This is a genomic window from Picosynechococcus sp. NKBG15041c, from assembly GCF_055380235.1.
On sequence record NZ_AP040363.1, the window covers coordinates 551,147 to 575,780 of the forward strand.

A 24,634-nucleotide genomic window follows, 5' to 3' on the forward strand; every position below is an offset into this window, starting at 1 on the left:
GAGGTGCACGGCAGATCGAAGCTTTCAAATTGTTTATCTGCATTTTCGAATCACCATGGAAGAATATTTAAGAGCCAGTCAGGTTATTGATTGTCAACATCCTGAAATTGTTAACCTTGCACAAAAAATTGCATCAGGCCACCAAAGCTCAACAGCGATCGCCAAGGAATGTTTTGAGTGGGTACGAGATGAAATTTGTCACAGCTTTGATTACCAGATGAACCCTGTGACTTGTCGCGCTTCTGATGTTCTTAGACATAAAACAGGTTATTGCTATGCTAAGAGCCATTTGTTGGCGGCCTTATTGCGGGCAAACCAGATTCCCGCAGGGTTTTGTTATCAGCGCTTGAGCATCGATGATCAAGGCGCCCCTTATTGCCTACATGGTTTCAATGCAATCTATTTACCTGAAATAGGTTGGTATCGTGTTGATGCAAGGGGCAACAAAGAAGGAGTTAACGCTCAATTTTCTCCCCCTCAGGAACAGTTAGCGTTTAAGATTCAATTTCCTGAAGAGGCAGATTTTCGGGCAATTCTTCCTGAGCCACTGCCAATTGTGGTTGAGGCATTGCAAGCCCAAACAACTTGGGATGGGATGCTTCAGAGACTTCCAGATGTAACCCTAGCCTCTGCAAATAGCTATGGTCTGGCACTCGATCATTAATCCAAGCTTAGTGATAGATGGTGTCGAAAAATATTCATATTTTCTTGTCTCACATGGCTGTTTAGTGCCATAAAAATGTCGTTGAGATGGATAACCTCACGTACTGCATTTAACAACTTACCTGATGGGGATGCTGCCATATAGAGCTTAAAAATCTGTATATCTTCATAAAAGCACTGTACAGATTATGCCTAGAAAATATCTCATTTCGGGTGTTTATCCAGAAATATTCTATATAAAAATAACAGAGAGAATATTATGTGAAAAGCATCTCTATAATTACTTAATTAGGCTGCATTCATATTAGGGGGAAGCCAGTGATCATCGCACCCGTTCAAAAACATGAGAGGCAGGCATTACTTGACTTGGCCGTGAGCACAGGACTATTCACTCCTGAAGACGCAGAAGGACTTTTGGGAAGAGTATTAGATTCCTTGACTGCGGGTGACTTGCCCAGCGGTCACACTGCTGTCTCATGTCGTGAATCATACGGAAGCCCGGTAGTTGGTTGGTCATATTTTGCGCCAGACCCGTATGCAGAGAAAGTATGGAATGTGTGGTGGATCGGCGTCAGTCCAAGTCATCATGGCATGGGCGTCGGCCAGGCACTTCTTGCGCATGTTAAACAAGCGGCTATAGCATCAGGGGTTCGCATCATTGTTATCGAGACAAGCGATCAGGCGCCCCTAGCAAGAGCTCGGCAGTTCTACCTCAAGCTCGGATATAAAGAGTGTGGGCGTATCCCAGATTTTTATGACAAAGGTGATGCGAAGGTTATCTTCTCGTGCTCTATCACGGGGGCAACTGGAGCTTAACGGGTTATCACAGGTCAAAAAACGCCTGAATAAGGCGATCGCCTGGGCATACTGAGTTCATCTTGGTACTCAATCTCGAAGAAGAGTTAGAAAGAACTTCATGATTCAACGTTAGTTGCAGTCAAAAGCCGTGAAGAAAAGCCAGAGATTTTGAATAAAATGTATGAATTTAAGTGGCATTCTATCATTTCATATTCATAAGCCAAACATATGCCGGAAGAAGATATTTTTCGCCTTTTAATGCAGCATAAACCCCCTCGAAAAGAGCGTTGATGTCCAATAAAATAGTAAAACATCAAACTATTATAGTAAATGTATGACAATTCTGATTTAGTAAATTAATCTAAAGTCTTCGTAGGGCAATGAAATTTTCGACAATCATTGATCGGGAATTTTAAAAAAATGGAGATGAAAGGTGAAAAAATAGATTTATTGACTAGATTTTTAATTTCAGATTTAAGCTCTAAAATTAAATTACAGAAGAAAAATGAAGAAAAAAATCGCACTTTTAGGAGAATATACTCCAACATTTAAACCCCATATTTTTACAACTACAGCGATCCAACATTCTTGCTCATTATTATCAATCGATATTGACGGGGATTGGGTTTCAACCGACGATATTAGTGATTCGTTGTTTGATATTTATTCTGGAATTTGGGTTGCCCCTGGTAGTCCTTATAAAAGTATGGAAAAGACTTTATGGGCAATTCAGTATGCTCGTGAGAATGGTATTCCTTGTTTCGGAACTTGTGGTGGATTTCAGCACTTCATTATTGAGTATGCCCGCAACATTCTGGGATTCGAAGATGCTCAACATGCAGAGTATGATCCCTATGCCTCTAAACTATTTATTTCTCAGCTTGACTGCTCATTAGCTGGACGAGAAATGACGTTAAACTTTATAGCAGAGTCACAAATTGCAACTATTTATGGAGCATTAAACGCAGTCGAGCGATACTATTGCAATTTTGGCGTCAACCCTGAGTTCATTCCACTATTGAAGAGTAATTCTTTAAATATTACAGGTTCAGATAGTGAGGGGGAAGTGCGAGTGATCGAGCTTCCTTCTCATCCATTTTTTATTGGAACGTTATTTGTACCTCAAGCACAATCAACTCCTGAAGCTCCACATCCCTTAGTGACTGCATTTTTGAAAGCAGTTTTTAACTATTGATGCAAGTTCAAGTGGTTAGTGCGTCATTTTAAGCTCCCCTGTCTAGATAAAAAACCGAATTGCCTTGCTAAGATTCATTGTTTGTTGCTGTTAAACATGGACAAAATTTCTTGGGATCTGACTCTCTCAACTGAACGCTTGATTCTTCGTCCTCAAAAACCTAATGATTATGAAGCATGGTATGCAGGATTTTCAGGTCGTTTGCCTAGTCAATATCAATATGATGAAGGGCTTGTTGATTTAGAGGGTTGTGATTTAGATTGGTTTGCGGCATTGTGCCAGCGCCATCAACAACAAGCAATAATGGATCGAGCCTATATCTTTGCAATTTTTTTGCGAGAGACAGGACAACACCTAGGGTATGTTGACTTATCTACAATTCGACGAGAAGAGAATCAATGGGCGAATTTAGGATATGGAATTCACAATCAATATCACCGTCAAGGATTCGCTAAAGAAGCGGTTTATGCTGCATTAATCGCTGGGTTTGAAGAATTAAGCTATCATCGGATTGAAGCCGCAATCAATTTGGATAATACACCGTCAATCGCGCTTGCCGAGAGTGTGGGAATGCAAAAAGAATGTATACGATGTGGATTTTTTTATGAGAATAAGCAGTGGGTTGATCATTTGATCTATGTAGCTTTTCCACTTGACTTTGGCCTAGCTGAAAAACCGCCCATGGTTTAGTGAGCACAAACATTTGCTCATAACAGATAAACCAGAATGTAAAAAATCAGGAGCGCGCGAGTGTCAGTTCAGATTATCCACCTTACTGAAAATGACGTTGCCTTGTTGCAGTCTATCAATGCAATGTTTGGTGTGGTATTCGATGACGCAGGGAGTTATTCCAGCAACAAGCCATCATCAAGCTACCTTCAAACATTGCTTGGTACATCCAGCTTCATTGCATTAGCTGCTGTTGATGGGCAAGAAGTTGTAGGTGCGATCGCCGCGTATGAACTAAAGAAATTTGAGCAGCAGAGAAGCGAAATTTATATCTATGATCTCGCAGTCGTTTCGACCCATCGCAGGCAAGGGATTGCCACGGCTCTTATTCAGGAGCTAAAAGTTATCGGTGCTGCACGCGGCGCATATGTGATTTATGTTCAAGCTGATAAAGGCGTAGAGGATCAACCCGCTATAGAGTTGTATTCAAAGTTGGGGACCATTGAGGATGTATTTCACTTCGATATTGCAGTTGAGGGTGGCCACAAAAATACCTAGCCACTGTTGTTGGATGATTCGGAAATTCAAATTCGGAGCGTAGCGGAAAATTGACCGCAGAGCGCTGCGTTAAGGGGTCATCACAGATGAATAAGACGATCGCCTTACCTCAAGCATCACGGAAGCATTGCGATTTTTGGCGGCTCCTAGGGAATCAAGTACACTGGAGGTGCTTTTTGAATATTGTGCTGAACTCATGGTTGTAGGGTCTATGGCGATCGCCTTTAAAGCAAGTCGGTGGTTTCTCAGTAGTTTGATTGCAGTGAATCTGATTGGTTGTAATCCCTGGACAGTGCTTTCTCAGGAGGAGGACCAGACGATCAGCGCCTTACAGACCCTAGAGCCCGGCGTAGAAGTACAGGTTGAGGGCATTGTGCGACAGCGTGTACCTCTCCTTAACCAAGGGGCCTATGAGCTCGAAGATTCGACGGGCCGTATTTGGGTCATTACAACCGCTGAAGCTCTACCAACAGAAGGCACAAGTCGCCGAGTTTCAGGACGTTTAGAGTTTCATGATGTCCAATTACAACAACAAAATTTTGGTGAATTTTTCATCCAGGAGGCAGACAATGCTGACTTCGTGGAACAGGGTGAAATCTCGACCCCCCAAATCCCCATAAAAGAACACCTTGACTTTCAGTTTTTACCCCATAAGGCCCAGCAAAAATCCTGAATTTCAAGGTGTTTTTTCAGAAGTTCAAGTTTCGTGGGTACGACCCCCTAGGCATCTGCACTAGATTCGGTAGTTTCGGGTGACTCTATAGAAGCTGCGACTTTTGCCTGTGCTTCTGCTTCTTCTTTTTCCCGACGTTTGCGTTCTGCTAGCAGGGCATCTTCGAGTACGGCGAGGACCTGATTCATTTTCTCTAGGTTACTGCGATACAGATCGAGGTCTTTTTGCATTTTTTCCGCGGGCAAATTTAAGCCTGTGGTGACGGTCGTCAACATTTCGTCGCGTTTTTCGGAGTCTTCGAGCAGTTGAGGTTCTGATTCGCCGAGAAAAGTATATATTCCGATGGCAAAAAGACGACTATATTTAAAGTTTTTGTTTTTGGCGATCGCCTCAATTTTTTCCCACAGCTCCTGGGCGCCTTCTGGGGGAACATCCTGGCGAAAACAGTCAATCAGTTGCGTGCCAGAACAACGCTTGGCCAGTTCCAGGAGGGCGATCGCATCCTGTTTGTAGTGTTCTGCCGTATCACCGACAGCCTGGCACATACTCTGGAAAATCGAGTCCTTATCCGCTTCCGGGCGATACCCCTGCATAAACCGTTCGAAGGAAGTGACGACTCCCAACGCATAGAAAGGGTCGTAGCGAAAGTCTGCATTAACTGACAGTAAATGCATTTCCACTAATAATTCTTCAACCACCCGCCGAAAAATCGAATTGATTGGCCGGGTATGATACGTATAAAAATCACGCTTCGTATCGGAAACGGTGCGAACTTGACTCACAAATAGGACCCACGATTGACATTTCAATATTCTATTCTGACGTTTTCAGAGGCGTTTGCCAAGGTAATGACGTTGGGCGATCGCCCCCTTGATTTATTTCCGTAATTACTGTGCACAAAAAAAGAGCGGCACCCAAGTACCACTCTTTGATTTTAAAAACGACCAATCTTGATTGGCCCATAAACCTGGGCCCGAAGTCACCAAGATTAGAGGGCATTAGCCCCTGCAACCACCTCTAGCAGTTCCTGGGTAATAGCCGCCTGACGTGCCTTGTTGTAGGACAAAGTCAGGGTTTTCATCAGTTCAGAAGCGTTATCACTGGCGTTGTTCATCGCCGTCATCCGCGCTGCTAATTCGCTGGCCGCTCCCTCTTGGAGGGCCCGGAGTAACTGGTTACTGAGGTACAAAGGCAGCAGAGCATTGAGAATATCCTTCGGATCTTGCTCAAAGATCATGTCTGCCGGTAGTTCCTTCACTTCGGTCGAAACTTTTTCCCGCTCCACCTGGAACTTACCGCCCCGGGTGATTAGGTTAAAGGTTTCATCGTCTGGATTCGTTAAAGCTTCGGGAACCAACGGTAAAAGCGTCTGGATTACGGGCTGAGAGCTAATCAAAGACACAAAGCGAGTGTAGATCAATTCGATTTTGTCTACCTCTTCTGCGAGGAACAAAGAGAGCAGTTCATCGGCAATGTCAGAAGCTTCCGCTGCCGAGGGAATTTGTTCTAAACCGGAGTAGGACTTAGCGATGGGGGCTTGGCGATTTTGGAAATATTGCACCGCTTTACGACCCACCAGCACAAACTTATAGTCGATGCCAGCCGCTGCTAATTCCTTGGCTCTCTGTTCTGCCTTGCGGATAATGTTGGCATTGTAGCCACCACAAAGGCCGCGATCGCCGGTGATAACCAACAAACCCACACATTTCACTTCCCGTTGCTTCAGGAGGGGCAGATCTGCTTCCTCGAGACGTAAACGGCTCTTGAGGCCATAGAGCACCTGCAAGAGGGTATTAGCAAAGGGACGGGTGGAGGTTACCTGTTCTTGGGCGCGGCGTACTTTTGCTGCGGCCACCAGACGCATCGCTTCGGTAATTTTCTTGGTATTTTTGACCGATTGAATCCGGTCGCGAATCCCCTTTAGGTTTGGCATGAGTAATATCCCTTAGTTCGATTCTGGGTCGCCCGTAAGCCTTGATGATGTTCATCTTTGGCCCCAGGCGACAGATAATCTGCTTAGGCCGCAGCGCCAAAGCTTTGCTTGTGTTCGGCGATCGCCTCTTTGAGGAGGGTTTCTGCCTCATCGGTCAATGCTTTGTCATTACCGATGATTTCGCCGTAACGGGCCTTGCTGGTGGCGAGGTACTGACGGAGGCCAGTGGTGAACTCAACCACGCGATCGACGGGGATTTCATCCAAGTAGCCATTCAAGCCAGCATATACAATTGCCACCTGTTCAGCGACGGACAGAGGCGAATTTTGAGCTTGCTTGAGGATCTGGCGCAGACGCTGACCCCGAGCCAGTTGGTTTTGGGTCGCTGCATCTAGGTCAGAAGCAAACTGGGCGAAGGCTTCGAGTTCTGCGAACTGAGCCAACTCCAGCTTGAGTTTACCGGCAACTTTCTTCATTGCTTTAGTTTGCGCCGCAGAACCGACCCGGGATACAGAGATACCCGCATTGATCGCCGGACGGAAACCCGCATTAAATAGGTCAGAGGACAGGAAGATCTGACCGTCGGTAATAGAAATTACGTTGGTAGGAATGTAAGCAGAGACGTCACCGGCTTGGGTTTCGATGATCGGCAGAGCCGTCATACTACCGCCACCGAGTTCATCGCTGAGTTTAGCCGCCCGCTCTAGGAGGCGAGAGTGCAAGTAGAAAACATCACCGGGATAAGCTTCACGACCGGGGGGACGACGGAGCAGCAGGGACATTTGGCGGTAAGCCTGGGCTTGCTTAGAAAGGTCATCGTACACAACGAGGGTTGCTTTGCCTTGGTACATGAAGTACTCGGCGATCGCCGCCCCAGTGTAAGGTGCGAGGTACTGGAGAGTAGCCGGGTCGTTCGCATTTGCAGCAACAACAACGGTGTAGTCCATAGCCCCTTTCGATTCGAGGGTGGTGACAACCTGAGCGACAGTGGAAGCCTTTTGGCCGATCGCCACGTAGACACAGATTACGTCTTCGCCTTTTTGGTTAATGATGGTGTCTACCGCAACGGCGGTTTTACCCGTTTGACGGTCACCAATAATCAACTCACGCTGACCCCGACCAACGGGAATCATTGCGTCGATCGCCGTGATCCCAGTCTGCATCGGTTCATGGACAGAACGACGGGCGATAATCCCGGGGGCCATGAATTCGATCAGACGGCTATCGGTGGCGGCGATGTCACCTTTACCATCGAGGGGACGAGCCAAAGCATCGACAACGCGACCTACAATTGCCTCACCCACAGGGATTTCAGCAATCCGGCCAGTGGCTTTTACGCTACTACCTTCTTGGATATCGCGACCGTCACCCATAAGTACGGCACCAACGTTATCTTCTTCAAGGTTGAGAGCGATCCCAACAGTGCCATCTTCGAACTCAAGGAGTTCACCGGACATTGCTTGTTCAAGACCATAGATCCGCGCAATGCCATCACCCACTTGGAGGACGGTACCGACGTTATCGACTTGAACTTTTTGGTCGTAAGACTCAATTTGCTGACGAATAATGCTACTGATTTCGTCGGGTCTGATACTAATCATGTCTGTACTGTTAAATAAGGTTAATTCTAAGGACAGTCTATTGAGACACTTTCAAAATTAAGTGGTCGGCATGAAAAACTGGTCAAGAAGTACTAACGCAGCTTAATTTGAGCCTAGGAGGTCCATGCTAATCCGACGGAGTTGACCCCGTAAGCTGGCATCAAAGACTTTGGATCCGACCTTAATTACCACCCCACCGATGAGGTCGGCATTGGTAGTAATGTTTAATTCAACGGCACTAGCTCCGGTCATCTGTTTGACCTGGTCAGCGATCGCCGCCTCTTGATCCGCAGAGAGGGCTTGGGCACTCGTTACGTCAGCAAGAACGACATTGTTGAGTTTCCGTTGGAGTGCGATGAACCCTTCACAAATTCCATCCAAGAAGGTGATCCGGCGACGATCAACAAGAAGCAGCAAGAAGCTGAGGAAATAATTATCCACATCTTTGCCACAAACCGCTTGGAGGACGCTCTTTTTCTCCTCGGCTTTCACCAGAGGATTCATCACAAAAGACCGGAAATCGGCTGATTCCTGGAGGATTGCTAACAAAGCCCGGGCATTTTCGGCAAACACCTCAACTTTGTTTGTGTCCTGGGCAAGGGTCATCAGCGCGCCAGCATAGGGCTCAACGACTTGAGCGATCATTGCGTTACCCTTCATGCGCCACCTCCCAATTGTGCAATGCTGCGATCAACTAACTTAGCTTGAGCAGACTCATCTAAATTAGACCGCAGTTGAGCTTCTACTTTTGCCAGAGCAAGTTCGGCAACCCGTCGCTTGAGCTCGGTGATCACCTTAGTTTGTTCTGTACTGAGTTCTTTGACGGCAGAGGCTTTGAGTTTTTCAACTTCCTCGCGACCTTTTGCCAAAATTTCCTGCTTGGTCTTTTCGGCGGCTACCTTAGCTTCCTCGCGAATAGTCACGGCCTGAGCTTGGGCTTGCTCGAGGTCTTTTTGGGCTTTTGTCAGTGCTTCTTGGGCTGCTTTAGCGCGGCTTTCGGCATCTTTTAGATCGGCGACAATTTTGCTCTTGCGCGTCTCCAAAACGTTGCCAATAAACTTGCTCCCATAGACGTACAGAACCCCAATGATGATCGCAAGGTTGATAATGTTTGTTTCTAAAATGTCGAAGTTTAAATGAAAACCACCCTCCGATGCGGTGGCAAGGTAGGAAATAATTCCCATGATATCGATCTACCCCAGCGCTATTTGCTTATGGTGTATACATCTAAATAAATGGTTGACTCTTTAATTTTTAAAGATATAAAAACTTGAAATCTTCAAGAGTTCCCATCTAGGCAGCGAAAACCGCACTACCCTAAAGCTTTGCCCCAACTAGTTTGGAGGCGATCGCCTGGCTGAGAGAATCCACCTGTTGCTCAAGGGACTTGAACGCAGATTCCCGCTGTGCCTCGATCTCCAGGGCAGCCTTTTCCCGCTCTGCCAAGGCCTCAGCTTGGGCCGACTTGATTTCGTCTGCCACCACTTTTTGGGCTTCAGCCTGAGCTGCAGCAATCACATTCTGAGCTTCCCGGCGCACATTGCGGAGTTCTTGCTCATATTGAACTGCCAAGTCTTCCGCCTTCTGTTGACGCTCTTTGGCGTCTACCAGATTGGTGCGGATATAGTCAGAACGGTCGTCAATTGCCTGACCAATAGGCTTATAAAAAAGCTTATTTAACAACGCTGCCAAGACCAAAAACTGAATGGCCATCACCGGGAGCGTTGCGTCAAAATCAAAAAGACCACCCTCAGCGGTTTTCTCGACTGCTTCAGTTGCTAAAACAATTGTCCAGTGTGTCATTTATCAATTGACCCCACCGTGTTTGGGTCTCATAGAGTTTATACATCTAGGGCAATTTGCCCCATCGTCTCACTAAGGGACCGGGCCTAGGCCATTAAGCAGCTTTTGAAAAACAAACCCTAACTCAATGGCCTAAACCCAGTCCAGTGTCTTCTTATGCAAAGGGGTTTGCGAACAAAAGAACGAGAGCAACAACAAGACCGTAGATGGTTAAAGCTTCCATAAAAGCCAAGCTGAGGAGGAGTGTGCCACGAATTTTACCTTCAGCTTCGGGTTGACGCGCAATCCCTTCAGCCGCACTACCAGCCGCATTACCTTGACCAATACCGGGGCCGATCGCCGCAAGACCTACCGCAAGAGCAGCAGCAATAACAGAAGCAGCAGAAGTTAAAGAATCCATAATTTTTTCCTTTCGATGTTATTGAAGTGGGTATAAACAGGTCTCTAAAACAGATCCCCGTCAAAAAAATTAACAGAAAAAGTGACCAGAAACACAAACAAACTTGAAATTTCTAGTGAGCCCGGAGGCACATATCAATAATCCTGAAGATTTAAAAGCTTCCCCTAGTGATGACCTTCCATGGCTTCAGCGATATACGCCGCAGCAAGGGTAGAAAAGATCAACGCTTGGATCGCACTGGCAAATAAACCGAGTGCCATCAGGGGTAAGGGAATAATCAGGGGAACCAAGAATACCAAAACACCAACCACTAGTTCGTCCGCGAGGATGTTTCCGAAAAGACGGAAGCTCAGGGAGAGAGGTTTGGTGAAATCTTCCAGGATGTTAATCGGCAGGAGGATGGGGGTTGGTTCCAAATATTTTTTCAGGTAACCAATTCCACGCTTTCTGAACCCAGCATAGAAATATGCCAAGGAAGTCAACAGGGCTAGGGCAACGGTGGTGTTGATATCGTTCGTGGGAGCAGCCAGTTCACCTTCGGGGAGGCCAATGATTTTCCAGGGCACGAGGGCACCGGACCAGTTGGCAACGAAGATGAAGAGGAACAATGTGCCAATAAAAGGCACCCAGGGACGATATTCTTTTTCTCCCAGTTGGTTTTTCACCAGGTCGCGAATGAATTCGAGCGCGTATTCCATGAAGTTTTGGAAACCGCTGGGGATGCGCTGAACATTGCGGGTTGCCAGGAGAGAGGCAAAAAGGAGCACAGCAATCACGAACCAAGAGGTCATGAGTACTTGGCCGTGGACCTTCAGGCCACCGAGTTCCCAATAGAAATGTTTGCCGACTTCGAGTTCAGCAAGGGGAAATAAACTAAATGTAGTTAAACTATTAAGCATTTCCATTTGATGATCTTTCCCCGGTTCTTTCGCTGGACAGTCAGAGGCTAGGGCGCGATTCTACGACGATCGCCCAGAGAGCAATAAGCTATTAGGCAGAACGTAGACGAGGATGGCAAGCTTGTAGGTGAGAAACCCCAGAAAAGCGGGTAGAACTTCTAGTTGCTCCAGTTGGGTGGCGATCACGATTAGGCCTACAAAGAGGGCTAATCGGCCGGAACCGGTCCTGGGATTGGCGCTACTGATTTTTTCTACGCTTTTTGCCAGCATTCTCAAATAAATTATTCCGACGCCAGCACCAATGAGATAACTCACGGCGGTTTGGGCAGAATAAAAGTACCAAACCATCAGGGCGATCGCCCCACTGATGGCAAGAGTCACAAAAAAAATGGACCGTTTGAGCTGATAATACTCGTCCATTGCGGCGGCACTTGCCGGTGTTCCCTCACTGCCTGAAGTTGTATCAGAGAGCTTAGGAGATTCTGGTTGGCTTTGAGACTCAGATGAATTCACGCTCAGCAGGTTAAATGATCAAAAAATTGATCAATGTATTTGACTGTCAATGTTGCTTTGTACAAGGGAAACAGTACAAACCACGTGCAATCATATCACGCCATCGTCACAAACCTTAAAAAAGTACAGCGGCTCAGGTCAAGGGATTTTTGAGAGGATTGAAACCCTTGGAGGACAATCGTTTTGGGACAAAACTGAGCTATTTTAGTTAAGGTGCGATCGCCTTTGGGGCACACCACACCATTGCACTGGGAGGAAAAATATTGATCGATACGTCAATTTTGGACTGGGTGGCGATCGCCGGCTATTTTGGGGTTACCCTATTGGTCTGCTGGCAAATTTTTCTGCGCCGTTAAGCCCATTACTTTTAAAAACACCGAAAACATTTACTTGAACGAATACTGATGATCGACCAACTCTCCCTGCCAGCTATGGGTTGTGGCACCTGGGCCTGGGGTAATCGCCTCCTCTGGGGTTACGATCCGGTGATGGATCAAGAACTCCAGCAGGTGTTTGATTTCTGCGTTGCCCAAGGAATTACCCTTTTTGATACGGGGGATTCCTATGGTACGGGGCGGCTGAGTGGTCGCAGTGAAAGTCTTCTCGGGGAATTTTCCCAAGCCTATCAAGGGCCAAACCAAGCAAAAATCATCCTCGCAACCAAGTTGGCTCCCTATCCCTGGCGCCTCACGGCAGGAGCGATGAAACGAGCCTATAGAGCCTCTTCAGAGCGTCTACAGCGTCCAGTGGATCTGGTGCAAATGCATTGGTCGACGGCGAACTATGCCCCTTGGCAGGAAAAAAACCTATTGCGGGGTTTAGCAGAACTTTATGGCGCGGGCTTAGTGAAAGGGGTCGGCTTATCGAACTATGGAGGCGATCGCCTCCGCAAAGTCCACCGCTGGTTCGAGGAGTGGGGTGTGCCGATTCGGACCCTGCAGGTGCAATACTCGTTGCTTTCAACGGATCCCGTGCTGAAATATGACGTGAAGGCGGTGTGTGACGAATTGGGCATTCAACTGATCGCCTACAGCCCCCTCGCCCTCGGCCTGCTCACGGGAAAATACAGCCTTGATAAACCTTTGCCCAAAGGCCTCAGACGACGAGTATTTAAGCAAATCTTGCCCAATATGGAGGAATTACAAGGCTGTCTGACTGAATTGATGAGCATTCACCAAAAAACCATGGCCCAGATCGCCTTGAACTGGTGCATCTGTAAAGGGACAATCCCCATTCCCGGGGCAAAAAATCTGGCCCAGGCCGAAGAAAATGCCGGAGCTTTAGGCTGGCAGCTTGCGCCAGCAGAGGTAGAAGCCCTCGATCGAGCCGCCGCCAAAGCCACGAAAACCATGGTGCAAAATCCCTTTCAATCCCGCTAAAGCTCGGCTCGTTTCAAGTTCAATTTTATTGATTGATTTTTTCTGAATTGTCATGACCATTTCCCCTAGCGCCGCCCCGCCCATCGAATCCCCTGAGCAACTGGCGGAATACTTGGCCCAGGCGCAAACCTGGCAGGCGGTAGAAACCCTGACCCAAAGTTACCCAAGCTTTAAAGCGGCGGCCTGGAAATTGCTCTCTGAGGCTGAGCAGCAACACATCCTCGAACTGAAACGCTGGAAAGATGTGGCGATCGCCCAAATATTTCCCCCCGGTTGCCGGGTACAGCGCCGCCAAGATCCAGAACAAAAACAAGGGAAAGTCGTAGATTATTGGGAAGCCTATGGGACTTATTACGTTGTCTTTACCGTCGATGGTTTTACCGACTGGTGTCCTGGGGAAATGCTAGAAAGAGTCCCTTGAAATTGCGGCCACCCCCCCTGCAATATCAACATATATTACCGGCCCACAATCCCGGATCAGGGCCATGCTATGAAAAAGACTGTTGCTCCATTTCGATTCAACCTGAGCCCATGCGTGATACTTCCGAAATTCGCTTTCGCCTCCACCACGAGCTAAGCCAGTGCTACCAAAAACTGTTTGATGACCTCGCCACCATGGACATCAAAGAAGGGGACGCCGCCACCGTTGCCCAACGACTACTCAACTCCCGCCTTGATGCCCTCAAGCATTTGGTTGACGACACCGAGCGATCAGCCTACGAAGCCCGCTATCCAGAGGATGCAGAAGAATAGGGGACCCCTGAATAAGCTCCATAAAAAATGAGGGGTCATTATCCATGTCCCCTCACCTGCAAAATTTTTAGCTCAAAATTACGGATCAACTAGGCCGGATCTACCCAACGGCCATCGGCTTTAATCAGGTTGATCAGCTCTTCAACCCCTTGATCCTCCGGGACTTTGCGGATTTCTTCCCGACCCCGATAGAGGGAAATAATTCCTGGGGTTTTGCCCACATAGCCATAGTCCGCATCAGCCATTTCGCCGGGGCCATTCACAATGCAGCCCATCACTGCGATGTCTAAGCCGGTGAGGTGTTTGGTTGCCTCGCGTACCTTGTGCAACACTTCCTCTAGGTTAAACAGCGTCCGGCCACAGGAAGGGCAAGCCACATATTCCACCATGGTTTTTCGCAGGCCCAGGGCTTGGAGAATGCTATAGCACACGGGGATTTCCTTTTCGGGGGCTTCGGTGAGGGAAACACGGATCGTATCGCCAATGCCCTCGGCGAGGAGCGTCCCAATGCCAGCGGTGGATTTAATCCGACCATATTCACCATCCCCCGCTTCCGTGACCCCCAGGTGGAGAGGATAGTCCATGCCCAGTTCATCCATGCGCTTGGCCATGAGGCGATAGGCTGCCAGCATCACGGGGACCCGGGAAGCTTTCATGGAAATGATCAGGTTGTGGAAGTCGAGGGATTGGCAAATGCGAATAAATTCGAGGGCCGATTCAACCATGCCTTCGGGGGTGTCGCCGTAGGTAAAAAGCATCCGTTCGGCAAGGGAGCCGTGGTTAACGCCGATGCGCATGGCCTTGCCCTGATCCCGTAGGGAAACAACTAGCGGTTCAAGGGTTTCGCGGATTTTTTCGCCGATCGCCGCAAATTCTGCCTCGGTATAGCCGGTGCGATCGCCACTAGGCTGTTCAAAAACATAGAGGCCGGGGTTAATGCGCACCTTATCTACATGTTTTGCCACTTCCAGGGCAATTTTCATGCCGTTGTGGTGCACATCGGCCACGAGGGGCACAGGCTGGTAGGTAGCCGCAAGTTTTTCCTTAATTTCGGCCAAAGAACGGGCATGGGCCATGCTGGGAACGGTCACCCGGACAATTTCGCAGCCAATTTCATGGAGGCGGCGAATCGCGGCAACAGAACCATCTACATCGAGGGTATCTTCGTTGATCATCGACTGGACGACCACGGGATAGTCACTGCCGATGGTGACATTACCGATCTTCACCGCTCTGGTTTTACGGCGGTGAATGGTGGTATCGACGAGGGAATCAGTCGTTGAGGCGGAACGCTCTAAAGCTTGCATAGGACTCGAGGAGAAGGAATTACAAAAATTCGCTGATGACTAATCCCCAGGATAAGTGCTAGAGAAGGGCCTAGGCAACGGAGAATGGCATCTTCCCCATGAAGTGTTCGAAGTCAAAGTGCTTTTGGAACAGGGCTTGGGCCACTTCTACTTTGATCGGTTCCTGGAGGCGTACGTGGTCAAAGGCCTGGTCGATAATCTCCACGGTGGTGAGGGTGTCGTAGTCCACGGAGAGAATGGGGATTTCGAGATCTTCGGCGCGGTTGAGGATAATTTCCTGGGGGGCCACATGGCCGGTGAGGATCAGACATTGGGTCGATGTTTCCAGGGCTGCCAGTTGCAAATCTGTGCGATCGCCCCCGGTGACCACCGCCATATTTTGCCGTTGGCGGAAGTATTTCAGAGCGGAGTTCACATTCATCGCGCCAATGGTCAGGCTTTCTACCATCAGATCAAGGCGATTGGTGCGACAGAGCACTTCAGCGTTGAGGCGTTTGACCAGTTCCCGCACCGTCACACTGCGGAGAATCCGGTCGGCGGGCACGAGGCCATAGACGTCAATGCCCCGCTGGGCCAAGAAAGGTTTAATCTGGGTTTCGGCAATTTCGAGGGCTTCGGGGGGGATTTTGTTAACCACAACCCCCATCAGGCGATCGCCGAGAAAACGATAAACCGTTAGTAAGCTGTCGATCAATAATTTGTGGTTGTAAGGAATCACCAGGAGAATTTTGGCATCGAGACTCGCCGCGATTTCCCCGGCAGACAGGTTAAATAAACTCCCTTCCCAGAGGCTGTTGGGCGCTTCGATAAAGGTGATATCGCTGCTGATATTGTCTAAATCATCCTTGAGTTTTTGGGGATAATCCGTGTGGTCTTGGCCCGTGAGTCTTTCTGTCACCGTCGCTTCATCGAGAAAAAGCACCGGCGATCGCACATCTGCTTCCTTGAGGCCAAAAGCGTCTCCCAGAAAACGCAAATCATCTTCAATGCGGGGGAGAGGACCATTCTGTTCGTTGTGCCACACTGTGCCGATGGGTTTGCTATAGGCTACTGATACCCCTTTTTGTTTCAGGCTCTGAACCAGCCCGAGGAGCACAGCAGATTTACCACTGTAGGGTTCGGTCGAGGCAACAACGATACATTGGGTTGAATTGGTCACACCCACAACTCCTTTAGAAGTGCATATTCTCTAAAACCCACAATAACGGAATTTCGCAGCATCGCAAACCATGACCTAGTCTTTTCTCAGACCCAACAGTTCCCGATAAAAATCCTTCGGAAAGTCGATTACCCCATCCCGCGCAAAGCCCATGAGCAGGTCAATGAGGTAGTCTACAAACTGGTTATTTGGCAAAGTAACACTGTAACTAAGATCGGCTTGGGCATCAAACTGCAAGCGACAACTGGTCATTTCTGACGGCAATTTTGACACATACCAACTGGCCACAAAAGGAATGGGTTCACCCCCTTCAATAATTCTTTCCCCTTCGATGGCCCCAATCTGGTATAGTCCAAGGGCTTTAGGCAATGTTTTCTGTTTATTTTTGGGGTAATAGGGAGCATAGATCATCACTTCTCCCTTGCCTGCAGGTTGAATGTTTTCAAGAACGGCCATAGTTTTTGATTGAGGTTCCCCACAAGAACTGGTTAGCGTTAGGAATACATCGAATTGTAGCCTGTTGTCTGGCCTCTGCTCCTGTTCCCTGAGAGGCGTCTGCAATGACCTGTGATCCCCTGATATGCTTTTGGTCTAATCGGAAATACTAAAAACATGGTTTGTCCTCACCTCCTGAGTGTGGCCCCAATGATGGACCGCACCGACCGCCATTTTCGTTACCTAATGCGCCAAATTACCCGGCGGACATTGCTCTATACGGAGATGATTACCACCCAGGCGATTATCCATGGCGATCGCCCGAAACTGTTAGATTTTGACCCAGCGGAACATCCGATCTCACTCCAACTGGGGGGCGACAACCCAAAGGAACTCGCCGCATGTGCTCAGGTGGGGGAAGACTGGGGCTACGACGAAATTAACCTCAATGTGGGCTGCCCTAGCCCTAGGGTGCAGCAGGGGAATTTTGGCGCTTGTTTGATGACCCAACCGGAGTTGGTGGCCGATTGTGTGGCGGCGATGCAGGGGGCGGTCAATATCCCCGTCACCGTAAAACATCGCATTGGTGTCGATGAGCAGGATAGCTACGCAGACCTCTGTCGCTTTATCGAGATTGTCTCGGCCACGGGATGCGATCGCTTTTCGGTTCATGCCCGCAAAGCCTGGTTACAGGGCCTCAGTCCGAAAGAAAATCGCACAGTGCCTCCCTTGCGTTACGAAGATGTTTATCAGCTAAAGCAGGACTTTCCTCACCTCTGGATCGAGATCAACGGCGGGATCACGGAGCTAGAGCAAATTCAAGCCCATTTAACCCAAGTGGATGCGGTGATGGTGGGCCGGGCCGCCTACGACAATCCCTATCTGTTTGCGACGGTAGACCGTGACATCTATGGGGAAGCCATACAACCCAAGAGCCGCCATGAAATTGTCGAAGCAATGTTGCCCTACATTGAACGCAGCACCAAAGCTGGGGTAAAACTCCATAGCATCAGTCGCCATATGCTCGCCTTATTTTTGGGGCAGCCGGGCACAAAGGCTTGGAAGCGCTACATCACCGAGGAAGCAAGGGGTTTTACCGTAGGGCGAGAAATTATTGAACAGGCTTTGGCTTTGGTGCCTGATTTGACTGGCGTCGGCTAAGAGCAAGCTGGGGTTTAACGGAGAAAAAGATGCAACGACCGAAAATCATTGTGATCGACGATGACCCGACCGGCTCCCAAACGGTGCATAGCTGTCCGTTGTTGCTGCGTTGGGATGTGGCTACCCTGTGCCAGGGCTTACGAGATCCTGCGCCCATTTTGTTTATCCTGGCGAATACCCGCGCGTTGACAGAACCAGAGGCGATCGCCACCACCACAGATGTTTGTCAAAATCTTAAAATCGCCCTCGCCCAGGAAAACATCGAGGAATATTTAGTTGTCAGTCGTTCGGATTCCACGTTGAGGGGCCATTTTCCGGCTGAAACCGAGGCGATCGCCAAAATATTAGGGCCATTTGATGCTTGTTTTTTTGCGCCGGCATTTTTTGAGGGGGGGCGCATCACCCGCGCTGGGATCCATTATGTACGGGACAATGAACGCTTGATCCCCGTGGCCGAGACGGAATTTGCCGGCGATCGCCTCTTTGGGTTTCAAGATAGTTTTTTACCCGATTTCATCGCGACAAAAACAAAAAACGCAGTCACGGCGGATCAAGTAGATTGTCTCAATCCAGGGAATTTACCTAAAAATTTCCAAGACTATTTTGGCAGGCTTCAAGCTGGAAAATATGTTGTCCTCGATGGTGAGTGCCAGGCTGATTTTGATTGTTTAATGCCGGCCCTATTTGGCGCGATTCACCAGGGAAAAAAGTTTCTCTTTCGCAGTGCTGCTAGTTTGCTCACCTCCCTCGCCAGTCTTGGTCCGCAACCAATCCCCCCAGAAAAGAGTTTTACCGTCAGGCGATCGCCCCAACCAGGATTAATTATTGTCGGTTCCCACACGCAAAAAACCACTGCCCAACTGACAGAACTGCTGCAATTGACCAGCGTTGTCGGCATTGAAATCGATGTTGAGCAATGCCAAACGTCCCAGGATCGTCAGCGGTTAAGGGAAAACGTTTTATCCGAAATTTATGCCATTCATCAGGCCCACAAAACCCCCGTCTTGTTTACAAGTCGTGGTGTCATCACCAGTGGGCAAACGGCTCAGAACCTTAAATTTGGGGACAATATCACTGCATTTTTCCTTGAAATCATCGCCCAGCTCCCCCCGGATCTCGGCTTTATCATCAGCAAGGGCGGCAACACGACGAATGCCCTGCTGCAAAAGGGTTTACGGGTTCCGCTCATTCAGCTCCTCGGCCAAATTATCCCTGGCTGCTGTCTGGTACAAACAGAAGCGGAACACCCGCAATTTCCTCAATTGCCCGTGGTGCTGTTTCCTGGCAATGTGGGCGATCGCCACAGCTTAGTCCTGACCTATGAACGGCTGCAAATGCCTACTCCCTAAACGCTTTTTTATCTATCCTGATAATTCCCCATGAACGATATCGCCCTCCAATTTCGTGACCTCTTCCAGCAGTATGCAAACCCTGACCTGTGGCAGCCCGATGTAGCCCTTGATCCCTCACTGGCGGACCTTTATCAGGGCATTTATGAAGGCAACCAGCGACTCAATCTCACTCGGATCACCTCCCCAGAAGATTTTTGGGAAAAGCACCTCTGGGATTCCTATGCTGCTCTGAAATTAGACGTCTTAGGCCAACGTTTGACCCAACCCCAAACAGTTATTGATGTGGGCACGGGCGGCGGTTTTCCTGGCTTACCCCTGGCGATCGCCTTTCCCCAGTGGCAAGTCACTTTGCTCGATTCCACCCGCAAAAAAATCAACTTTCTTGTGGACCTGAGCCGAGGGCTGCAACTCAATACCCAAGGCATCGCGGACCGGGCCGAAACCCTGGGCCAAGACCCCAACCACCGCGAACGTTACGATATCGCGACGATCCGCGCCGTGGGGACAGCCTCCCTCTGCGTGGAATATCTATTGCCCCTGCTGAAAAGAGGTGGTCTGGCGATTCTTTACCGGGGTCAATGGAGCGCCGAAGAAACTGAACAGCTCCAACCGGCGATCGCCCAATGTGGCGGCCAACTGCTCTCGACTTATTCCTTTACAACCCCGATCACCCAGGGCCAGCGCACCTGCCTTTATATCGAGAAAATTCGCCCCACCCCTAAGCAATTTCCCCGGGCGATCGGCCAGCCCAAACAATCCCCCCTTGCCCCGGTTTAAGCCGTACAGCATAAGCACCTCAGGCCCTTAGGGAATCTTATTTACTTGATCCCAAGAGATGGTACTCTGGGTATGGCAAATTTTTAAATTTGGTTAAAACTTTAGGTACAAAGTCAAGCTTTGGCCTAGGGCAAAGCCAATTGATAATAGAGAAGCATGGTAGCTACACAAGAACAAACCCTCGGTAAAGTTACTCAGATCATTGGCCCTGTTATTGACGCAGAATTTCCTAGCGGCAAAATGCCTCGGATCTACAACGCCCTGAAAATTCAAGGCAAAAACCCCGCCGGTCAAGAAGTCAGCATCACTTGCGAAGTGCAGCAGCTACTTGGAGACAACCGGGTACGTGCCGTCGCCATGAGCACCACCGATGGTCTCGTTCGCGGCATGGATATTCTCGACACAGGCGCCCCCATCAGCGTTCCTGTCGGGAAGAAAACCCTCGGTCGGATCTTCAATGTCCTCGGTGAACCCGTAGACGAAAAAGGTGCTGTCGATGCCGAAGAAACTTCTCCCATCCACCGCGCTGCCCCCAAACTGACTGAACTGGACACTGCTCCCTCTGTCTTCGAAACCGGGATCAAAGTGGTTGACCTCCTCACTCCCTACCGTCGCGGTGGCAAAATTGGCCTCTTCGGTGGTGCAGGTGTGGGCAAAACCGTGATCATGATGGAATTGATCAACAACATCGCTACCAAGCACGGTGGTGTATCGGTATTTGCCGGTGTAGGGGAACGGACCCGGGAAGGGAATGACCTCTATAACGAAATGATCGAATCTGGCGTAATCAACGCAGAAAACCTGAACGAATCCAAGATTGCCCTTGTGTACGGTCAGATGAACGAGCCCCCCGGAGCACGGATGCGAGTTGGTCTGTCCGGTTTGACCATGGCGGAATACTTCCGTGATGTCAACAAGCAAGACGTTCTCCTCTTCGTTGACAATATCTTCCGTTTCGTCCAGGCTGGCTCTGAGGTATCTGCACTGCTCGGTCGGATGCCCTCTGCGGTAGGTTACCAGCCCACCCTTGGTACTGATGTAGGCGATCTCCAAGAGCGGATCACCTCCACGAAGGAAGGTTCCATTACTTCTATCCAAGCGGTTTATGTCCCTGCGGATGACTTAACTGACCCCGCACCGGCAACCACCTTTGCACACCTTGATGGTACGACCGTACTTTCTCGTGGCTTGGCTTCTAAGGGTATTTATCCGGCGGTGGATCCCCTTGATTCCACCAGCACCATGCTCCAACCCAGTATTGTCGGTGAAGACCACTACAATACTGCCCGGGCAGTTCAGTCTACCCTGCAGCGCTATAAAGAACTCCAGGACATCATTGCGATCCTTGGTTTGGATGAACTGTCTGAGGAAGACCGTCTGGTGGTTGACCGGGCCCGGAAGATTGAGCGTTTCTTGTCTCAGCCCTTCTTCGTGGCAGAGGTATTTACCGGTTCTCCTGGTAAATATGTCACCCTCAAGGAAACCATTGATGGCTTTAAGCGTATTCTCTCTGGTGAATTAGATGATCTGCCTGAGCAGGCATTCTACCTCGTGGGTAATATTGACGAGGCGATCGCCAAGGGTAAAAAACTCAAAGAGCAAGGCTAAGTCTTAGATAGCCGAAGATATTGGGTCAGTGCTACCGTCAAACGTGGTACTGACCTTAACTGTCAAGTCTCCCTTTATTTTTTTGAATTAGATTTAAGCAAATGGCTTTAAAAGTACGAGTGATCACCCCAGACCGGACGGTATTGGACGACAGCGTCGAAGAGGTCATCCTGCCGAGTAGCTCTGGTCAAGTCGGTATTTTGTCTGGTCACGCTCCTCTCCTGACAGCCCTCGAATCCGGCGTGATCCGGGTCCGCACCAATGGTTGGGAAAATATCGCGATTACCGATGGCTTTGCAGAAGTGGAAGCCAATGAAGTAAAAGTGTTGGTAAATGCGGCTGCTAAGGGCCAAGATATTGACCTTGAAGAAGCCCGTCAAGCTTTCGAGGCAGCTCAAGCTCAGCTTGAACAGACAGATACCACTGACCGGAAAGCCGTCTTTGATGCCCGCAAGGAACTCAAGCGCACCCGGGCCCGTTATATGGCTGCGGGCGGTATGGCTTAGGCTATTTTTGTCCTGACAGCGACATCCTAAAACGACATTTTATGAATAAAAATGGGCAGCCTAAGCGCTGCCCATTTTTTTATAGAAAATTAATTAGAAAATAAAAACTGTAAAAACTTAGCTAGTGATTACGTTTAAAACAAATTTAGGTAATAAACCTTAGTTGCTACCACTGAAGGCGACTTCAGGGAATTTAGCCTGTGCTTCGGCCATACTGGTCTTTTTGCCATGTTCTTGCCAGTAGTTGATGACTTCTGTCGCTTGGTTGAGCACTTCAATGCGCTCTGCTTCAGAAATCCAGTGCTTCGCTTCCATTTCGTCTTTTAACTGTTGCCAAGCATCGTTGCGGGGCCAGAAGAAATAGGCGGTGAGGGGACTCGTGCCTTTACCGACGACTTGATCTACGGCGATCGCCACGTCTTTATCTAACCAAAGTACCTTTAAAAGAAATCTCTCTGTCAAAGAAGCCTCCAAACCCAAATTTTAGACAAATGGTTTCAAAAATTTACAGTCTATTATTTTACATTGAAGCGGGAGCTTTGGCTGCCCCTAAGAAAATCTCCTGAATTTTTTGCGGCGGAACCCATCGTTGCGATCGCCCCCCGCCATGTTATTGGGACAGGTGAATGTTAGACTATCTAAATGTAGACAAATTTCTTTGTCTATACCACCCCGATTAAGCAATCCTGAAGTGGGCCTGACCCGCTTTTTTTGTTGTCTAAATTTGCCCATGGCTCATCCCCTCATTTCTCAAATCATGACCTGTGCCGAACCCATTGCTGCAGCGTTGGGTTTAGAAGTGGTGGACGTGGTATTCCAGACGAATAAAAAACCACCGGTATTACGAATTGATGTGCGGAATCTCTCCCAAGAAACAGGGCTGGAGGATTGTGAACGTTTTAGTCGCCAATTCGACCCTGAGTTGGAGGCCCAAAACATCATCCCTGGAGCCTATGTGCTGGAGGTATCAAGCCCTGGTACTGACCGTACCCTAAGCACTGACCGGGAATTTATCGCCTTCCGGGGCTTTCCGGTACGAGTCAAAACCTATAGCCCCTACAAAGATCACAAGGAGTGGTGCGGCACGCTCAAGGAGCGGGATGAAACGGCGATCTATCTCAATCAAAAAGGAAAGGCGATCGCCATTCCTTGGGAACTCGTTGCCAAAGTACAACTCGACGATCACCAAGCCTGAACAGTCCCCGATTCCCTCCCAGTTTTGTTCATTATCGATTCTTTTCTACTTCCTTAAATCTCTATGTCCCTTGTAAGTCTCACCGGTTTAAGTGCCCTCGTTGCCGAAATCAGCGATCGCCATAATCTGCCCCAAAGCGCCGTCCATGAAGCCCTACGCGAAGCTCTTCTCAAAGGCTATGAACGCTATCGCCGTTCCCTGACCCTCAACCAAACGACCCCTTTTGCTGAAGATTATTTCGATAACTTTGAAGTAGAACTCGATCTCGATGATGAAGGGTTTCGGGTCTTAGCAACGAAAGTCATTGTCGAAGAAGTCGAAAATACCGACCATCAAATTGCCCTCCGGGAAGTCCAAGAGGTGGCCAGCGAAGCCCAACTCGGCGATTCTGTTATTCTCGATGTCACCCCTGAACAAAGTGATTTCGGGCGGATGGCAGCGATCCAAACCAAGCAAGTTTTGCTCCAAAAGCTACGGGATCAGCAGCGCAAACTGGTTCAGGAAGAATTTCAAGAACTTGAAGGGGAAGTGCTCCAAGCCCGGGTACTTCGTTTTGAGCGCAATTTTGTCGTCATGGCGGTTACCAGTGCCTTTGGCCAGCCGGAAACCGAAGCGGAGTTACCCCGCCGAGAACAGCTCCCCAATGACAACTACCGCGCCAACACCACTTATAAGGTTTATCTCAAAAACGTCAAAGAAGGCTCCCATCGAGGACCGCAGCTCGTCGTTTCTCGGGCCGCTGCAGATCTCGTGGTTTATCTGTTTGCGAACGAAGTACCAGAAATCGAAGAAGAAATTGTCCGTATCGTCGCGGTCGCCCGGGAAGCAAATCCCCCCAGCCGCTATGTAGGCCCCCGGACTAAAATTGCCGTCGATACCCTTGAGCGGGACGTAGATCCAGTCGGTGCTTGTATCGGGGCGCGGGGTTCTCGAATTCAGGCGGTGGTCAATGAGCTGCGCGGCGAAAAAATCGATGTGATCCGTTGGTCTCCTGATCCTTCGACCTATATTGCGAATGCCCTCAGTCCAGCCCGGGTTGATGGGGTAATTTTGGTCGATGCAGAAGAGCGGCAGGCCACAGTACTTGTTCCCGAAAATCAACTGAGTCTCGCCATCGGGAAAGAAGGGCAAAATGTTCGTTTGGCCGCCCGTTTGACGGGATGGAAAATCGATATTAAAGACAGTGCTAAATACGAGGCGGAACAGCAGCAAACCCCCGCTCCAGAGGTTGAAGTGGCGATGCCAGAAGCACCGGTAGAAGAAGCCGCATCGACGGAAGTCTAAGGGTTGAGAACAT

The 24,634-nt window shown here is 49.0% G+C and carries 30 protein-coding genes; 16 read left to right on the plus strand and 14 right to left on the minus strand.

Annotated elements, in window-relative coordinates; translation table 11 throughout:
• Window positions 1-55: 55 nt before the first annotated feature.
• The 5 genes from ACZ45B_RS02685 (at window position 56) to ACZ45B_RS02705 (ending at window position 3,883) form a co-directional block, all read left to right on the plus strand.
• Entirely contained in the window at window positions 56-664 is a 609-nt protein-coding gene (locus tag ACZ45B_RS02685; RefSeq protein WP_024544902.1) for a transglutaminase-like domain-containing protein, read from the plus strand.
• Between the two features lie 317 nt (window positions 665-981).
• Window positions 982-1,479, plus strand: coding sequence for a GNAT family N-acetyltransferase (locus ACZ45B_RS02690; protein ID WP_024544903.1), 498 nt, complete (start codon window positions 982-984; stop codon window positions 1,477-1,479).
• A 487-nt stretch (window positions 1,480-1,966) separates the two neighbouring features.
• Window positions 1,967-2,656 carry a CTP synthase C-terminal region-related (seleno)protein gene (locus ACZ45B_RS02695; RefSeq protein ID WP_024544904.1) on the plus strand — a complete coding sequence of 230 codons (690 nt, stop codon included), beginning with the start codon at window positions 1,967-1,969 and terminating at the stop codon, window positions 2,654-2,656.
• Window positions 2,657-2,752: 96 nt separating this feature from the next.
• Window positions 2,753-3,346 (plus strand): GNAT family N-acetyltransferase, encoded by a 594-nt coding sequence (locus ACZ45B_RS02700; RefSeq protein WP_024544905.1) that lies wholly within the window; start codon window positions 2,753-2,755, stop codon window positions 3,344-3,346.
• A 60-nt stretch (window positions 3,347-3,406) separates the two neighbouring features.
• A complete protein-coding gene (locus ACZ45B_RS02705) occupies window positions 3,407-3,883 on the plus strand; it encodes an AAC(3)-I family aminoglycoside N-acetyltransferase (protein WP_024544906.1) in 477 nt (158 codons plus the stop codon).
• Window positions 3,884-3,952: 69 nt separating this feature from the next.
• Here ACZ45B_RS02705 and ACZ45B_RS02710 read toward each other — a convergent pair whose 3' ends face one another.
• Window positions 3,953-4,081 (minus strand): hypothetical protein, encoded by a 129-nt coding sequence (locus ACZ45B_RS02710; protein WP_255325987.1) that lies wholly within the window; start codon window positions 4,079-4,081, stop codon window positions 3,953-3,955.
• Between ACZ45B_RS02710 and ACZ45B_RS02715 the strand changes: the two genes are divergently transcribed.
• Window positions 4,080-4,556 (plus strand): hypothetical protein, encoded by a 477-nt coding sequence (locus ACZ45B_RS02715; protein WP_201766565.1) that lies wholly within the window; start codon window positions 4,080-4,082, stop codon window positions 4,554-4,556. The two genes, ACZ45B_RS02710 and ACZ45B_RS02715, sit on opposite strands and share 2 nt — an antisense overlap.
• A gap of 47 nt (window positions 4,557-4,603) precedes the next feature.
• On the opposite strand, the gene psb29 is transcribed toward ACZ45B_RS02715, so the two are convergent.
• The 9 genes from psb29 to ACZ45B_RS02760 all read right to left on the minus strand — a co-directional run bounded on the left by psb29 (window position 4,604) and on the right by ACZ45B_RS02760 (window position 11,705).
• Window positions 4,604-5,338, minus strand: coding sequence for a photosystem II biogenesis protein Psp29 (gene psb29, locus ACZ45B_RS02720; protein ID WP_096416523.1), 735 nt, complete (start codon window positions 5,336-5,338; stop codon window positions 4,604-4,606).
• Window positions 5,339-5,544: 206 nt separating this feature from the next.
• On the minus strand, window positions 5,545-6,489 hold the full coding sequence (locus tag ACZ45B_RS02725; protein WP_024544908.1) for a F0F1 ATP synthase subunit gamma: 945 nt from the start codon (window positions 6,487-6,489) through the stop codon (window positions 5,545-5,547).
• A gap of 83 nt (window positions 6,490-6,572) precedes the next feature.
• Window positions 6,573-8,090, minus strand: a complete 1,518-nt coding sequence (gene atpA / locus ACZ45B_RS02730; protein ID WP_024544909.1) for a F0F1 ATP synthase subunit alpha — start codon at window positions 8,088-8,090, stop codon at window positions 6,573-6,575.
• A gap of 102 nt (window positions 8,091-8,192) precedes the next feature.
• Window positions 8,193-8,750, minus strand: coding sequence for an ATP synthase F1 subunit delta (atpH, locus tag ACZ45B_RS02735; RefSeq protein ID WP_024544910.1), 558 nt, complete (start codon window positions 8,748-8,750; stop codon window positions 8,193-8,195).
• Window positions 8,747-9,274, minus strand: coding sequence for a F0F1 ATP synthase subunit B (locus ACZ45B_RS02740; RefSeq protein ID WP_024544911.1), 528 nt, complete (start codon window positions 9,272-9,274; stop codon window positions 8,747-8,749). The genes atpH and ACZ45B_RS02740 overlap by 4 nt, the downstream gene beginning before the upstream one ends.
• Window positions 9,275-9,407: 133 nt before the next feature.
• Window positions 9,408-9,893, minus strand: a complete 486-nt coding sequence (locus tag ACZ45B_RS02745) for a F0F1 ATP synthase subunit B' (RefSeq protein ID WP_024544912.1) — start codon at window positions 9,891-9,893, stop codon at window positions 9,408-9,410.
• A gap of 154 nt (window positions 9,894-10,047) precedes the next feature.
• Window positions 10,048-10,293, minus strand: a complete 246-nt coding sequence (gene atpE / locus ACZ45B_RS02750; protein WP_024544913.1) for an ATP synthase F0 subunit C — start codon at window positions 10,291-10,293, stop codon at window positions 10,048-10,050.
• 164 nt (window positions 10,294-10,457) lie between these two features.
• Window positions 10,458-11,198 (minus strand): F0F1 ATP synthase subunit A, encoded by a 741-nt coding sequence (atpB, locus tag ACZ45B_RS02755; protein ID WP_201766566.1) that lies wholly within the window; start codon window positions 11,196-11,198, stop codon window positions 10,458-10,460.
• Window positions 11,199-11,252: 54 nt separating this feature from the next.
• Window positions 11,253-11,705: an ATP synthase subunit I gene (locus tag ACZ45B_RS02760; RefSeq protein ID WP_024544915.1), complete on the minus strand. Its 453-nt coding sequence runs from the start codon at window positions 11,703-11,705 to the stop codon at window positions 11,253-11,255.
• A gap of 404 nt (window positions 11,706-12,109) precedes the next feature.
• Here ACZ45B_RS02760 and ACZ45B_RS02765 point away from each other — a divergent pair, with 404 nt between their 5' ends.
• From ACZ45B_RS02765 to ACZ45B_RS02775, 3 genes are all read left to right on the plus strand, one after another.
• Window positions 12,110-13,084: an aldo/keto reductase gene (locus tag ACZ45B_RS02765; protein WP_029681655.1), complete on the plus strand. Its 975-nt coding sequence runs from the start codon at window positions 12,110-12,112 to the stop codon at window positions 13,082-13,084.
• 52 nt (window positions 13,085-13,136) lie between these two features.
• Window positions 13,137-13,505, plus strand: a complete 369-nt coding sequence (locus tag ACZ45B_RS02770) for a hypothetical protein (protein ID WP_024544917.1) — start codon at window positions 13,137-13,139, stop codon at window positions 13,503-13,505.
• 110 nt (window positions 13,506-13,615) lie between these two features.
• On the plus strand, window positions 13,616-13,837 hold the full coding sequence (locus ACZ45B_RS02775) for a hypothetical protein (protein WP_024544918.1): 222 nt from the start codon (window positions 13,616-13,618) through the stop codon (window positions 13,835-13,837).
• Between the two features lie 89 nt (window positions 13,838-13,926).
• On the opposite strand, the gene ispG is transcribed toward ACZ45B_RS02775, so the two are convergent.
• The 3 genes from ispG to ebsA form a co-directional block, all read right to left on the minus strand.
• The gene (gene ispG, locus ACZ45B_RS02780; RefSeq protein WP_024544919.1) at window positions 13,927-15,144 is read right to left on the minus strand and encodes a (E)-4-hydroxy-3-methylbut-2-enyl-diphosphate synthase; all 1,218 of its coding nucleotides are present in this window, start codon (window positions 15,142-15,144) and stop codon (window positions 13,927-13,929) included.
• 70 nt (window positions 15,145-15,214) lie between these two features.
• Window positions 15,215-16,303 (minus strand): phosphotransacetylase family protein, encoded by a 1,089-nt coding sequence (locus ACZ45B_RS02785; protein ID WP_096418945.1) that lies wholly within the window; start codon window positions 16,301-16,303, stop codon window positions 15,215-15,217.
• Window positions 16,304-16,378: 75 nt separating this feature from the next.
• Window positions 16,379-16,759: a type IV pilus biogenesis protein EbsA gene (gene ebsA, locus ACZ45B_RS02790; protein ID WP_024544920.1), complete on the minus strand. Its 381-nt coding sequence runs from the start codon at window positions 16,757-16,759 to the stop codon at window positions 16,379-16,381.
• A 156-nt stretch (window positions 16,760-16,915) separates the two neighbouring features.
• Here ebsA and dusA point away from each other — a divergent pair, with 156 nt between their 5' ends.
• The 5 genes from dusA (at window position 16,916) to atpC (ending at window position 22,142) form a co-directional block, all read left to right on the plus strand.
• On the plus strand, window positions 16,916-17,899 hold the full coding sequence (gene dusA, locus ACZ45B_RS02795) for a tRNA dihydrouridine(20/20a) synthase DusA (protein WP_029681656.1): 984 nt from the start codon (window positions 16,916-16,918) through the stop codon (window positions 17,897-17,899).
• A gap of 29 nt (window positions 17,900-17,928) precedes the next feature.
• A complete protein-coding gene (locus tag ACZ45B_RS02800; RefSeq protein WP_464674966.1) occupies window positions 17,929-19,248 on the plus strand; it encodes a four-carbon acid sugar kinase family protein in 1,320 nt (439 codons plus the stop codon).
• 30 nt (window positions 19,249-19,278) lie between these two features.
• Window positions 19,279-20,028: a 16S rRNA (guanine(527)-N(7))-methyltransferase RsmG gene (gene rsmG, locus ACZ45B_RS02805; RefSeq protein WP_024544922.1), complete on the plus strand. Its 750-nt coding sequence runs from the start codon at window positions 19,279-19,281 to the stop codon at window positions 20,026-20,028.
• A gap of 156 nt (window positions 20,029-20,184) precedes the next feature.
• Window positions 20,185-21,636, plus strand: coding sequence for a F0F1 ATP synthase subunit beta (gene atpD / locus ACZ45B_RS02810; protein WP_024544923.1), 1,452 nt, complete (start codon window positions 20,185-20,187; stop codon window positions 21,634-21,636).
• A 101-nt stretch (window positions 21,637-21,737) separates the two neighbouring features.
• On the plus strand, window positions 21,738-22,142 hold the full coding sequence (gene atpC, locus ACZ45B_RS02815; protein WP_024544924.1) for an ATP synthase F1 subunit epsilon: 405 nt from the start codon (window positions 21,738-21,740) through the stop codon (window positions 22,140-22,142).
• Between the two features lie 159 nt (window positions 22,143-22,301).
• Here atpC and ACZ45B_RS02820 read toward each other — a convergent pair whose 3' ends face one another.
• Window positions 22,302-22,604 (minus strand): 30S ribosomal protein PSRP-3, encoded by a 303-nt coding sequence (locus ACZ45B_RS02820; protein WP_024544925.1) that lies wholly within the window; start codon window positions 22,602-22,604, stop codon window positions 22,302-22,304.
• 268 nt (window positions 22,605-22,872) lie between these two features.
• On the opposite strand from ACZ45B_RS02820, the gene rimP reads away from it, so the two are divergent.
• Window positions 22,873-23,337, plus strand: a complete 465-nt coding sequence (gene rimP / locus ACZ45B_RS02825; protein ID WP_024544926.1) for a ribosome maturation factor RimP — start codon at window positions 22,873-22,875, stop codon at window positions 23,335-23,337.
• A 63-nt stretch (window positions 23,338-23,400) separates the two neighbouring features.
• A complete protein-coding gene (gene nusA / locus ACZ45B_RS02830) occupies window positions 23,401-24,621 on the plus strand; it encodes a transcription termination factor NusA (RefSeq protein WP_024544927.1) in 1,221 nt (406 codons plus the stop codon).
• Window positions 24,622-24,634 lie beyond the last annotated feature (13 nt).

What these genes read in the sequence shown, in the direction of transcription:
- ACZ45B_RS02685 (WP_024544902.1), top strand. Translation starts at nt 56, where the DNA reads ATGGAAGAATATTTAAGAGCCAGTCAGGTTATTGATTGTCAACATCCT.
- ACZ45B_RS02695 (WP_024544904.1), top strand. Translation starts at nt 1,967, where the DNA reads ATGAAGAAAAAAATCGCACTTTTAGGAGAATATACTCCAACATTTAAA.
- ACZ45B_RS02700 (WP_024544905.1), top strand. Translation starts at nt 2,753, where the DNA reads ATGGACAAAATTTCTTGGGATCTGACTCTCTCAACTGAACGCTTGATT.
- ACZ45B_RS02715 (WP_201766565.1), top strand. Translation starts at nt 4,080, where the DNA reads ATGGTTGTAGGGTCTATGGCGATCGCCTTTAAAGCAAGTCGGTGGTTT.
- ACZ45B_RS02710 (WP_255325987.1), bottom strand. Translation starts at nt 4,081, where the DNA reads ATGAGTTCAGCACAATATTCAAAAAGCACCTCCAGTGTACTTGATTCC.
- ACZ45B_RS02725 (WP_024544908.1), bottom strand. Translation starts at nt 6,489, where the DNA reads ATGCCAAACCTAAAGGGGATTCGCGACCGGATTCAATCGGTCAAAAAT.
- atpA (WP_024544909.1), bottom strand. Translation starts at nt 8,090, where the DNA reads ATGATTAGTATCAGACCCGACGAAATCAGTAGCATTATTCGTCAGCAA.
- atpH (WP_024544910.1), bottom strand. Translation starts at nt 8,750, where the DNA reads ATGAAGGGTAACGCAATGATCGCTCAAGTCGTTGAGCCCTATGCTGGC.
- ACZ45B_RS02740 (WP_024544911.1), bottom strand. Translation starts at nt 9,274, where the DNA reads ATGGGAATTATTTCCTACCTTGCCACCGCATCGGAGGGTGGTTTTCAT.
- ACZ45B_RS02745 (WP_024544912.1), bottom strand. Translation starts at nt 9,893, where the DNA reads ATGACACACTGGACAATTGTTTTAGCAACTGAAGCAGTCGAGAAAACC.
- atpE (WP_024544913.1), bottom strand. Translation starts at nt 10,293, where the DNA reads ATGGATTCTTTAACTTCTGCTGCTTCTGTTATTGCTGCTGCTCTTGCG.
- atpB (WP_201766566.1), bottom strand. Translation starts at nt 11,198, where the DNA reads ATGGAAATGCTTAATAGTTTAACTACATTTAGTTTATTTCCCCTTGCT.
- ACZ45B_RS02765 (WP_029681655.1), top strand. Translation starts at nt 12,110, where the DNA reads ATGATCGACCAACTCTCCCTGCCAGCTATGGGTTGTGGCACCTGGGCC.
- ACZ45B_RS02770 (WP_024544917.1), top strand. Translation starts at nt 13,137, where the DNA reads ATGACCATTTCCCCTAGCGCCGCCCCGCCCATCGAATCCCCTGAGCAA.
- ACZ45B_RS02775 (WP_024544918.1), top strand. Translation starts at nt 13,616, where the DNA reads ATGCGTGATACTTCCGAAATTCGCTTTCGCCTCCACCACGAGCTAAGC.
- ispG (WP_024544919.1), bottom strand. Translation starts at nt 15,144, where the DNA reads ATGCAAGCTTTAGAGCGTTCCGCCTCAACGACTGATTCCCTCGTCGAT.
- ebsA (WP_024544920.1), bottom strand. Translation starts at nt 16,759, where the DNA reads ATGGCCGTTCTTGAAAACATTCAACCTGCAGGCAAGGGAGAAGTGATG.
- dusA (WP_029681656.1), top strand. Translation starts at nt 16,916, where the DNA reads ATGGTTTGTCCTCACCTCCTGAGTGTGGCCCCAATGATGGACCGCACC.
- ACZ45B_RS02800 (WP_464674966.1), top strand. Translation starts at nt 17,929, where the DNA reads ATGCAACGACCGAAAATCATTGTGATCGACGATGACCCGACCGGCTCC.
- rsmG (WP_024544922.1), top strand. Translation starts at nt 19,279, where the DNA reads ATGAACGATATCGCCCTCCAATTTCGTGACCTCTTCCAGCAGTATGCA.
- atpD (WP_024544923.1), top strand. Translation starts at nt 20,185, where the DNA reads ATGGTAGCTACACAAGAACAAACCCTCGGTAAAGTTACTCAGATCATT.
- atpC (WP_024544924.1), top strand. Translation starts at nt 21,738, where the DNA reads ATGGCTTTAAAAGTACGAGTGATCACCCCAGACCGGACGGTATTGGAC.
- rimP (WP_024544926.1), top strand. Translation starts at nt 22,873, where the DNA reads ATGGCTCATCCCCTCATTTCTCAAATCATGACCTGTGCCGAACCCATT.
- nusA (WP_024544927.1), top strand. Translation starts at nt 23,401, where the DNA reads ATGTCCCTTGTAAGTCTCACCGGTTTAAGTGCCCTCGTTGCCGAAATC.